The organism is Hallella bergensis DSM 17361 (assembly GCF_000160535.1).
Lineage (GTDB): Bacteria > Bacteroidota > Bacteroidia > Bacteroidales > Bacteroidaceae > Prevotella > Prevotella bergensis.
On sequence record NZ_GG704781.1, the window covers coordinates 771682 to 783387 of the forward strand.

General features: G+C 49.1%; 8 protein-coding genes. 7 read left to right on the plus strand and 1 reads right to left on the minus strand.

Annotated elements, in window-relative coordinates:
• Positions 1-218 precede the first annotated feature (218 nt).
• The 4 genes from hflX to HMPREF0645_RS07150 all read left to right on the plus strand — a co-directional run bounded on the left by hflX (position 219) and on the right by HMPREF0645_RS07150 (position 8029).
• Positions 219-1454: a GTPase HflX gene (gene hflX / locus HMPREF0645_RS07135; protein ID WP_007174264.1), complete on the plus strand. Its 1236-nt coding sequence runs from the start codon at positions 219-221 to the stop codon at positions 1452-1454.
• Between the two features lie 39 nt (positions 1455-1493).
• A complete protein-coding gene (locus HMPREF0645_RS07140; RefSeq protein ID WP_044123363.1) occupies positions 1494-3347 on the plus strand; it encodes a DUF4954 family protein in 1854 nt (617 codons plus the stop codon).
• A gap of 36 nt (positions 3348-3383) precedes the next feature.
• Entirely contained in the window at positions 3384-6296 is a 2913-nt protein-coding gene (locus tag HMPREF0645_RS07145; RefSeq protein ID WP_007174266.1) for a M16 family metallopeptidase, read from the plus strand.
• A gap of 77 nt (positions 6297-6373) precedes the next feature.
• Positions 6374-8029 (plus strand): fumarate hydratase, encoded by a 1656-nt coding sequence (locus tag HMPREF0645_RS07150; RefSeq protein ID WP_007174267.1) that lies wholly within the window; start codon positions 6374-6376, stop codon positions 8027-8029.
• Positions 8030-8133: 104 nt separating this feature from the next.
• Here HMPREF0645_RS07150 and HMPREF0645_RS07155 read toward each other — a convergent pair whose 3' ends face one another.
• Positions 8134-9609: an ATP-dependent DNA helicase gene (locus tag HMPREF0645_RS07155; protein ID WP_007174268.1), complete on the minus strand. Its 1476-nt coding sequence runs from the start codon at positions 9607-9609 to the stop codon at positions 8134-8136.
• A gap of 224 nt (positions 9610-9833) precedes the next feature.
• Between HMPREF0645_RS07155 and HMPREF0645_RS07160 the strand changes: the two genes are divergently transcribed.
• From HMPREF0645_RS07160 to rsmD, 3 genes are read left to right on the plus strand one after another with little or no spacing between them, the layout of a single operon-like run.
• Entirely contained in the window at positions 9834-10229 is a 396-nt protein-coding gene (locus tag HMPREF0645_RS07160; protein ID WP_007174269.1) for a hypothetical protein, read from the plus strand.
• Positions 10230-10276: 47 nt separating this feature from the next.
• Positions 10277-11071 (plus strand): DUF3822 family protein, encoded by a 795-nt coding sequence (locus HMPREF0645_RS07165; RefSeq protein ID WP_007174270.1) that lies wholly within the window; start codon positions 10277-10279, stop codon positions 11069-11071.
• 49 nt (positions 11072-11120) lie between these two features.
• Positions 11121-11690, plus strand: coding sequence for a 16S rRNA (guanine(966)-N(2))-methyltransferase RsmD (rsmD, locus tag HMPREF0645_RS07170; RefSeq protein WP_007174271.1), 570 nt, complete (start codon positions 11121-11123; stop codon positions 11688-11690).
• The last annotated feature ends 16 nt before the right edge of the window (positions 11691-11706 follow it).

Consider the following 11706-nt stretch of genomic DNA (forward strand, 5'->3'; position numbering starts at 1 on the left):
CAAGACAGCTTACCCGTGAACTTGAATCGATGACGATTTCCAGACACGAATCAACAACTCAAAGAAAGTATGGGCGCCATACTATTAAGAATGAAAAAATAAAGTTGTATTAAAAAAGCGCATGCCCTAACCCATATATTCCAATCTTTTCAGTATCTTTGCACTGATGGTGAGGTGCATAGATGATCACCACAACTATAGATATAATACCGTATTAGATGAAGGAATTTGTGATTTCCGAGGCCAAGGCCGAAACCGCCGTTCTCGTGGGACTCGTTACTCCCCAGCAAAACGAGGCCAGAACCAAGGAGTATCTTGACGAACTGGAATTTCTGGCAGACACCGCAGGAGCCGTTACCGTGAAAAGATTCACGCAAAAAGTAGGAGGGGTAAACCAGACGACCTATGTGGGTAAAGGGAAACTTGCAGAAATCAAACAATATATACAAGAAGAGGAAGACAATGAACGCGAAGTGGGTATGGTGATCTTCGACGATGAACTGTCGGCCAGACAGCTGCGCAACATCGAAGCCGAACTGAAGGTGAAAATACTCGACCGCACATCGCTCATCCTTGATATTTTTGCCATGCGTGCACAAACAGCCAATGCCAAGACGCAGGTGGAACTGGCGCAATACCGATACATGCTGCCCCGACTGCAACGCCTGTGGACTCACCTCGAACGTCAGGGTGGCGGATCGGGCAACGGTTCGGTGGGACTCCGCGGCCCGGGCGAAACCCAGCTGGAGATGGACCGCCGTATTATCCTGCAACGCATCACGTTGCTGAAGCAGCGCCTTGTCGACATTGACAAGCAGAAGGCCACGCAGCGAAAAAACCGCGGACGGCTCATTCGCGTGGCTCTTGTGGGCTACACCAACGTGGGCAAGTCCACCATCATGAACCTGCTGTCCAAGAGCGACGTGTTTGCCGAGAACAAGCTTTTTGCCACGCTCGATACCACCGTGCGTAAGGTGGTCATCGGGAACCTGCCGTTCCTGCTGGCCGACACCGTAGGCTTTATCCGGAAACTGCCCACCGACCTGGTAGACTCATTCAAGTCGACGCTCGATGAGGTGCGCGAGGCCGACCTGTTGCTGCACGTGGTAGATATCTCGCACCCCGACTTCGAGGAGCAGATCAGTGTGGTGAACGAGACGCTGAAAGACCTCGGATGCTCTGACAAACCCCAGATCGTGGTCTTCAACAAGACGGACAACTATCAATGGGTGGAGAAAGAGCCTGACGACCTTACACCTGAGACCAAGGAAAACCTCTCGCTTGACGACCTTCAGAAAACCTGGATGGCCAAACTCGATGAGAACTGCCTGTTCATCTCTGCCAAGAATAAAGATAACATCGACGAGTTTCGCAATACGCTCTATCGCCAGGTGCGCATGCTGCATGTACAGAAATATCCCTACAACGACTTTCTGTATCCAATGGTGGATTAATAAAAAAATAGAATACAGAAACGTTAGCTCTTTATGAAAATGGAATACAGAAATCTTACTGACAAGGAAATCATCACGCTTGAAGACCGTAGCTGCTGGGCCGAAGACTGGAGCAACGTCCATGTGGCCGAAGACTTCAAGCCCAACTATATGCACAGGGTCATGCTCTACGGCGAGGTCAATATCGGTGCCTTCGAGAAAAACGTTGAGGTGACCAAGGACTTCTTCAAACACTCGGGCATCAACAATGCCACCCTGCGCAATGTAACCATTGGCGACAACTGTCTCATCGAGAACATAGGCAACTACATCAACAACTACACCATTGGTGACGATTGCCTCATCTCCAACATTTCGACTATCGAGACCACCGAGGGAGCTACATTCGGAGAGGGCAACCTCGTGTCGGTGCTCAACGAGGTGGGCGATGGCAATGTGGTGCTGTTCAAGGGATTGAACAGCCAATTTGCCTCGTTCATGGTGAAACATTTCCACGACAAGGAACTCAAGAAGGCCATCCGCCGCATCATCCGCGAAGAAATTGCGACCACAAGTCCGGACAGGGGAACCATAGGCAGCCGCGTGAAGATTGTAAACACCAAGGAGATAACCAACACGGTTATCAGCGATGACTGCGAGGTTAACGGTGCGGCCCGCCTGAGCGACACCACCATTATAGGCTCTCCAGACGCCAGCGTATATATCGGCACGGGAGTCATCTGTGAAAACTCCATCATCTGCGACGGCTCGTCCATCGTCAATTCGGTGAAGATGCAAGACTGCTTCGTGGGCGAGGCTTGCCACATCAGCAATGGCTTTACGGCATCGGGCAGTGTGTTCTTTGCCAACAGCTACATGAGCAACGGCGAGGCATGTGCTGCCTTCTGCGGCCCGTTCTCAGCCAGTCACCACAAGAGTTCATTGCTCATTGGCTGCATGTTCAGCTTCTACAATGCGGGGTCGGCCACCAACTTCTCCAACCATGCCTACAAAATGGGACCCATGCATTGGGGAACTCTGGAACGGGGCACCAAAACCGCGAGTGGGGCCTACGTGCTGATGCCGGCCACCATCGGCACGTTCAGCGTGTGCTTTGGTAAGCTGATGCACCACCCCAACACGCGCAGCCTGCCCTTCTCCTATCTCGTTGCATACGGAGACACGATGTACCTCTCGCCGGGACGAAACATAACGACAGTGGGGCTGTATCGCGACATTCAGAAATGGCCCAAGCGCGACCTGCGCCCGAAAACTTCACAAAAGAGCATCGTGAACCTGGACTGGCTGTCGCCATTCTCAGTCGGCGAGATTATCAAGGGAAAGAAAATTCTCGAAGATCTTCGTGCCGCATCGGGTGAAGACGTTTCAAGCTATAACTTCCACGAATATGTGATCAGAGGATCATCACTGAAAAAAGGAATAAAATACTACGACATTGCCCTGCGCATCTACATGGGAGCAGTGCTCAAGCGCGTGCGCAAACGCTATGACAGCGTCGTACCGCCAACAACCGACATCGGATTGGGCGACTGGAACGACCTGTCGGGATTGTTGCTGCCTGACACCGAGGAACAGCGCATCATCCAGGACATCAAGAACGGCACGCTCGACACGGTGGACAAGATTGTCGAACGATTTGTGGAAATCGACCAAAACTATCGTGCTTACCAATGGGCTTGGACCTACAGGTTGATTCTCGACTATTATGGATTGACCGAGTTGACCGAGGAAGATGCCGCCAGAATCAAGAAAGACTATATCTCTGCCCGGCGATCATGGATAGCAGAGATTCGCAAAGATGCCGAGAGGGAATTTGAGATGGGAGACGTTGAACAAGACGTGTTCGATAATTTTGTAAACAGTCTCGACCACGAAGTGGACTACGAAGATTAGAACTAAGAATAAAAACGGTATTCATTACAAGCAACAATGAAAATAAAAATCTTTTTGGCTGCCATGGCCACGGTGCTCGCAACGAGTACAACAGCGCAAGCTTATCAATATGAATCGGTGGAGGGCGACCCCATGCAAACCCGAATCTATACCTTGGACAACGGACTGAAGGTGTATCTGTCTGTCAACAAGGAGAAGCCACGTCTGCAAACCTATATCGCCGTGCGGACAGGCTCGCGCAACGACCCGGCCGAAACCACAGGGCTAGCTCACTATTTGGAGCACCTCATGTTTAAGGGCACCACACATTTTGGATCGAGCAACGTTCAGGCAGAAGCACCCCTGCTCGACTCCATACAAAACCGATATGAACGTTACCGCCTGCTCACGGACCCCCAAGCCAGGAAGAAAGCCTACCATGAGATAGATTCCATATCGCAGTTGGCCGCACAATACAACATCCCGAACGAATATGACAAGCTGATGTCGTCTATCGGGTCGGAAGGGAGCAACGCCTATACATCCAACGATGTGACCTGCTACGTGGAGGACATCCCGTCCAACGAGATAGAGACCTGGGCTAAGATTCAAAGCGATCGTTTCAAGAATATGGTTATCCGCGGATTCCATACAGAGTTGGAAGCGGTGTACGAAGAATATAACATCGGACTGACCAACGACATACGGAAATCGTGGGCAGCCCTCAACAAGAAACTCTACCCCAAACACCCCTACGGCACGCAAACCACCATTGGCACGCAGGAACATTTGAAAAATCCCTCGATTGTTAACATCAAGAACTACTACAACCGCTACTACGTGCCCAACAACATCGCTATCTGCATGGCGGGCGATTTCGATCCGGACAAGGTGATGGATATTATCAATAAATATTTTGGGGATTGGAAGAAAGACAATAGTCTTTCCCGACCAGAATACGCACCCATTGCCGACAGCACCCAGCCCGTGGACACAACAGTCATAGGTCAGGAGGCCGAATACGTGATGATGGGATGGAGAACCCGGGGAGCCGCCAGCTACCAGGCCGACACACTCCGCGTGATTGCCGACATGCTGCAGAACGGAAAGGCCGGACTGTTCGATGTCAACCTGAATATGCCCATGAAGATACAGGGTTCTGAAGCTTTCTATGAGGGAATGCACGACTATGGGCAACTCGTCTTGGTGGGCATGCCCAAACAGGGACAGACTACCGAGGCTGTGAAGAATTTGCTTCTTGCTGAAATTGAGAAATTCAGGAAAGGAGATTTTGGCGACAATCTGTTGCAATCCGTGGTAAACAACATGAAGCTGGCGTATTATCGTTCGCTACAGAACAACAAATCGCGGGCAGACAAGTTTGTTGATGCCTTTATCAACGACCAAAAATGGGAAGACCAAGTGCATGCCCTTGCCCGTATCTCGAAAATGACCAAGGAGCAGGTGGTGGCCTTTGCCAACCGGCATTTGAGTAACAACTATGTATTGGTGTACAAGAAGCAGGGCACCGACACAAGTATCAAGAAGATAGACAAGCCGGCCATCACGCCTATTCCTACCAACAACGACATGCAAAGTGATTTCCTGAAAGAAATTGTCAATACCAAACCCACACCTATTGAGCCTCGCTTTGTAGACTTCAGCAAGGACATGAGCAAGAGCAGTCTGGATGTCAACACACAGATGCTGTACAAGGAAAACACCAGCGACGATCTTTTCAACTTAGAGTTTGACTTCCCCGTGGGACACGAAAACGACAACCGCCTTGATGTCGCTCAAACCCTGCTCGACTATGCAGGCACGGCTAAGATGAAATCCTCGGATGTGAAGGAAGCTTTCTATAGCCTGGCATGTGACTTCAGCGTGAGGGTGGACAGAAACCACACTCGCTTTGCCCTGAGCGGCCTCAACGAGAACATGCCTGCTGCACTGAGGTTGTTTGCCAACCTAATGGAGAATGCAAGGATTAGCAAGACAGAATATAATAATGTGGTGAGTCTTATATTGAAGGATCGCGAGGACAAAAAGCAAAACCAAAGGGAAAACTTCTCCGCATTGCAAAACTATGGCATTTATGGAGCAGCGAGTCCCACACTCAATTTTATGACAGCAGCACAGCTGAATAAAACTGACGGCAACGCCTTACTTCGAGTATTGAGAAACGTGCGGCACCTCAACCCCATGACCATCATGTATTATGGACCGACGGCAGAAAAAGATTTGGCATCGATCGTCAGGAAGACATACCCAAGAAAGAAAAACGTCGTGACTTCCAAGCCGACGAACAGCGTGGAGTACAAGGCGCAGACCACACCCAAGACGGAAGTGCTGTTAGCGCCATACGATGCCAAGAACATCTATATGGTGCAATATCATAACGAGAACCGCACATGGTCGCCTCAAAATGCTGCCATCAACGCTTTGTTCAACGAATATTTCGGAGGTGGCATGAATGCGATCGTATTCCAGGAAATGCGTGAGGCACGCGGTCTTGCCTATTCGGCTGCTGCAAGGTATAACGAACCCAAGCGACTGAAGGATACAGAGGATTTCCGCACTTTTATTATCACGCAAAGCGACAAGATGATGGATTGCGTAGGCGAATTTAAAAGCCTGATCAACAACATGCCCAAACGACAGGCAGGCTTTGACCTTGCCAAGCAAAGCTTACTGAAATCGCTGTCGACCAGTCGGACCACGCGTTTCAACGTACTCAACTATTACATGAGAGCACAAGATTTAGGGCTGAACTACGACATTGCCCAGAGAATATACGATCAACTCCCTGCGCTGACGATCGACGACCTTGTAAAATTTGCATCCGAACGAATCGCAAACAAACCTTACAAGTATTTGATTCTCGGCGACGAAAAGAGTCTCGACATGAAAGCCTTGGAGAAAATAGCACCGATCCGCCGCGTATCGACCAAGGAGATTTTCGGCTACTAAGCCCATCAACAAATGACAACACCCCCAAGTTTATAACATAGAAAAAACTGACAACATCATTACAGAAACATTATATTATGGCAAATCCAGTAGAATTTAAGTATGCGCCCATGTTCCAGGTGGGCAAGGACAAAACCGAGTATCGTCTACTGAGCAAGGAAGGCGTGAGCACTACAGCGTTTGAGGGTAAAACCATCCTCAAAGTCGCACCCGAAGCACTCACACTGCTTGCTCAGCAAGGTTTCCACGACGTGGAATTCATGCTCCGTCGCGAGCACAATGAGCAAGTGGCCTCCATTCTGAAAGACCCCGAGGCTTCCGAAAACGACAAGTATGTAGCCCTTCAGTTCCTGCGTAATGCAGAGACAGCCTGCAAGGGTGTGTTGCCTTTCTGCCAGGACACGGGAACCGCTATCATCCATGGTGAAAAGGGACAACGCGTATGGACAGACTTCAATGACGAGGAAGCTCTAAGCTTAGGCGTGTTTAACACATTCACACAAGAGAGCCTACGCTATTCGCAGAATGCTCCCCTGAACATGTATGACGAGGTGAACACCCGTTGCAATCTGCCTGCACAAATTGACATTGAAGCTACCGAGGGTGATGAATACAGATTCGTGATGGTAGCCAAAGGTGGCGGTTCAGCCAACAAGACGTACTTCTACCCCATGACCAAAGCCACCATTCAGAACGAGGCAACACTCCTGCCTTTCCTCGTAGAAAAGATGAAGAGTCTCGGCACAGCTGCCTGCCCACCCTATCACATCTGCTTTGTCATTGGTGGCACATCACCCGAAAAGAATCTCCTCACCGTGAAACTCGGCTCCGTAAAATACTATGACGAGTTGCCCACCACCGGAGATGAGACCGGGCGCGCTTTCCGCGACACAGAATTAGAGAAGAAACTTCTTGTCGAAGCACAGAAAATCGGACTTGGTGCGCAGTTCGGCGGCAAATATCTTGCCCACGACATCCGCGTCATCCGCCTGCCACGCCATGGTGCCAGCTGCCCCATCGGCATGGGCGTGAGCTGCTCGGCCGACCGCAACATTAAGGGGAAAATCAACAAGGACGGCATTTGGCTGGAAAAAATGGACAGCAACCCAACAGAACTGATACCGGAAGAATACCGCAAGCCGGGCGAAGGCACCAAGGGAATTGAGATTGATCTCGACAAGGGCATGGACTCTGTGCGCTCCGAGCTCACCAAATATCCCGTGTCTACTCGCGTGAGCCTCAAGGGAACAATCATCGTGGCACGCGACATCGCTCACGCCAAGCTTAAGGCCAGACTTGATGCCGGCGAAGAATTACCACAGTATTTCAAGGATCATCCTGTGCTCTACGCCGGTCCTGCCAAAACTCCTGAAGGATTCCCCTGCGGCTCCATGGGACCCACAACGGCCAACCGCATGGATCCCTACGTAGACGAGTTCCAGCAGCATGGCGGCTCGCTCGTGATGATTGCCAAGGGCAACCGCACCCAAACAGTGACCGATGCCTGTCGCAAACACGGTGGATTCTATTTAGGAACCATTGGTGGCGTGGCTGCCGTTCTATCGCAGAGCAGCATTAAAAGCATTGAATGCGTGGAATATCCTGAGCTCGGCATGGAGGCTATTTGGAAGATAAAGGTTGAGGATTTCCCAGCTTTCATCCTCGTGGACGACAAGGGTAACGACTTCTTTAAGGAATTAAAGCCTCAGCCCGTCTGCAACATGGGAAAATAGAAAAGCCAGGGAAGATTATCGAATATTGCATCCCATTGCCCGAAAAGCAATGGGATGCTTGTATCTGTATATTGTTGGCAGAAGTGTCGCCGCTGCCTTCGGAATCAGGATTGTCCTTCTGCAATCTGAACTTCGGGCCAGTTCACCAGGAAAAGTTTGTCGGTGGCACGTGTAAAAGCCGTGTAGAGCCAATGAATATAGTCGGGGGTGAGCATGTCGGCCGTCATATAACCTTGGTCAACATACACATACTGCCACTGTCCGCCCTGCGCTTTGTGGCATGTCACCGCGTAAGCAAACTTCACCTGCAGGGCATTGAAATGGATGTCCTTACGCAAGGCTTTCAGTCGCTCTGCCTTTGTGGGTAAGTCTGCATAATCTTCCATCACATTGATAAATAACTTCTCGTTCTCTTCCCGAGTGAGTGCCGGAGCATCAGTGGTAAGCGAGTCAAGAATAATCGTGGCTTGCATTTCAAAGTTGTCGTAGTCGGGGAACTGAAGCCACACGTCAGCAAAGTGAAAACCATAGAACTCACGCTCATTCCATACACGCAACACCTTAGCACGGTCACCGTTGGCAAGGAAGGATGGGGTGTTGTCGAGTTGCTGTCCTCCAGGCACAGAAGAGTGCTCCTCATGCTTGATCTGCTCAGTCCAGAAATAATTGTTACGCACAATCATCAGCATATCACCCGGGCACAACATCTCTTCACGGTCGAGAACCCTACTGCGAATGCCCTGATTATAAACGTTGGCATGTTTGTTTGAACGTGTGACCACTATCGTTTCGTCAAGTCCGGCTTGGCTATAACTCGACTCCAAGCTATCAATAAGTTCAGTGCCCGATATCATCTCAATATCGTCAAATCCTCGAAATCTTATCTTTGGCAGTTCAGTAGCCATGTCATGCGTGATGAGTTGCCGAATATAGGTTGCATTATAGAGAATGCCGGAGTCGCGCTCCTGACGCAACACCTCGTTCAAATCGCATTGATACACCCTCATGCCGTAACCCTCAATAATCCCTGCGCTAAGTGCCGGAGCCTCCTTCTCACCAACCGGAGGAAGCTGTGCACAGTCGCCAATCAGCAATAAGCGGCAATTGTCGCCACTGTAGACATATTGCATGAGGTCGTCGAGCAAGCTGCCTGAACCAAACGAGCTATCATACGAGGGAATATTGCTCACCATAGAAGCCTCATCTACCACGAAGAGCATGTTCCGATATAGATTGTTGTTCAGGTTGAACTGGCCATCAAGTCCCTGGTACGACTTTTCCCGATAAATGCGTCGATGAATGGTATGAGCTGGCAGACCACTGGTCAGTGAGAACACCTTTGCAGCGCGACCAGTGGGTGCCATCAGTGTGAGCTTCTGTCCCAAGCGGTGGAGCGTGCGAACCATAGCTCCAGCCAAAGTAGTCTTTCCAGTTCCCGCAGAACCCCGAAGTATCATCACCACCCGATCGCTGCGGTCGGCCAGGAAACGTGCAAAGGTCTCCATGGCCTCCTGTTGATCCGCCGTGGGAATCCTATCAAATTCTTTTCTGATATAATTGATAAACTCTGCTTGTGTCATTGGAAATGAAGTGGAAGAAGATGAATTATGTTTTGTTAAAGACCAGCTACATCTGGGGTTATCTATTGAGTTTTTAGTATCTTTGCAACGCAGATCTGTCTTGCCTATGAGACAAAGTTAACAATAAAACGCGAGAAATGAGGTGTAATCTCAGAAATAAATATCTTTTGGCAGCGTGTGTACTGGTATTAGTAGCACTCTGTTTTCTGAGCATCTACAGTCCAATGGAATTTAGAACGGAACAGACTCGAAGAGAAGAAGCTGTGAAACGCCGGTTGGTGATGATCAGGGGCGCCGAGGAAAAATACATGGCTTCTCGCGGTACATATACACATTGCATGGACTCCCTGGTCAAAGCTCGCCTGCTTCCTGATTCAGCAAGATACATTCCTTTTTCAGACAACAAAGAGTTCACACTCACCACATCTGTGGTCATTGGGAAAAGCGGAAAAAACATTCCACTGATGGAATGCAGTGCCGGCTATGAAGAATATCTATATGGGCTTGATACCAATGCCATAGCAGAACTGATAGAGAAGGCCAATTCCTCCGGCCAATTTCCGGGACTCAAGATTGGTGACATTGCCGAGCCAAACAGTAATGCAGGCAACTGGGAATAGCTCTCAACCTTGACCCTTTACCCGTTATAAAATATGAATTGGAGATTATGAATTACAGTAAGTTGCCGCGTATGACCATTCGCGTAAGCAAAGGCTCGTTGGCTTTTGCCATCGCTGACAAGCAATCTGAAGACCAGTTGATTTTCAGACCCTACACCATTAAAAGTGGTGTTTCTATCTCTGCCAATTTACGTGAGGCATTCAAGACAGAAGACCTGTTGCAACACCCGACCACCCGTGCAAGGGTATTGGTGAACGCTCCCGTACTGCTGTTGCCAATTGAGGAATATGACGAGAAAAACTGCGAGACTCTATACATGCACAGTTTCCCAGACACGGAAGGATGCAGTATGATGAGTAACGTCTTGCCCGACCTGAATGCGGTGGCTCTTTTTGCAATCAACAAAGACCTGAAGCTTGTAGTCGAGGATCACTATTCAGATATCAAAATCACGACTTTGATGCTACCCGTGTGGCGCTACATGCATCAACGAAGCTTTATTGGCATCCGCAGAAAGCTCTATGCTCATTTTCATGACCACCAGCTGGAACTGTTTAGTTTTGAGCGCAACCGCTTTGTTTTCAGTAATCGATATGATGTGAAACATGCAAAAGATGCACTTTATTTCATCCTCTTTGTATGGAGAGAACTGGCACTCGACCAACAAAAAGACGAGCTCTATCTTTCTGGCGACATCATAGACCGCGAGGCGTTGGTTGAACAACTGTTGGCTCATCTGAGAAAAGTAACCGTGATTAACCCCTCTGCCGACTTTAACCGTGCGCCAATGACAAAAATACAGGGCATCACAATGGATTTGCTCACATTATATCTTGGTTGATCGATATAGATAAATTAAATAAAACCAATGATTTCAAAGTAAGACAGACATGAGAATCATTACAGGAAAATACAAAGGGCGTCATTTCGAGATACCTCGCACCTTCAAGGCTCGCCCAACGACCGATTTCGCAAAGGAAAGTATCTTCAATGTGATGAAAGGATATATTGACTTTGAAGGCATTGAAGCACTCGACCTGTTTGCAGGAACAGGCAGTATTTCACTCGAGTTGTTATCACGCGGATGCTCCTCTGTCGTGAGCGTGGAAGCTGACAGAGACCATGTGCGTTTTATCAGTCAATGTATGCAAAAACTCGGAACAGCCCAAAACATTTTGGTTAAAGGTGATGTCTTTAAATTTTTGAAATCATGTCACCGGTTGTTCGATTTCATTTTTGCCGATCCTCCCTATGCGCTGGAACAGTTGCCCACGATCCCTGACCTCATCATTGAAAACGGTCTGCTGAAAGACAACGGTTTCCTTGTTGTTGAGCATGGCAAGCAACTTGATTTCAGCAACCACCCTAACTTCATGGAACACCGAAAATATGGCAGCGTGAACTTTAGTATCTTCAGACCCACCGCAGTGAAAAACATGGTCATTGGAGAAGAGGAGTGACATGACTGTATATCCA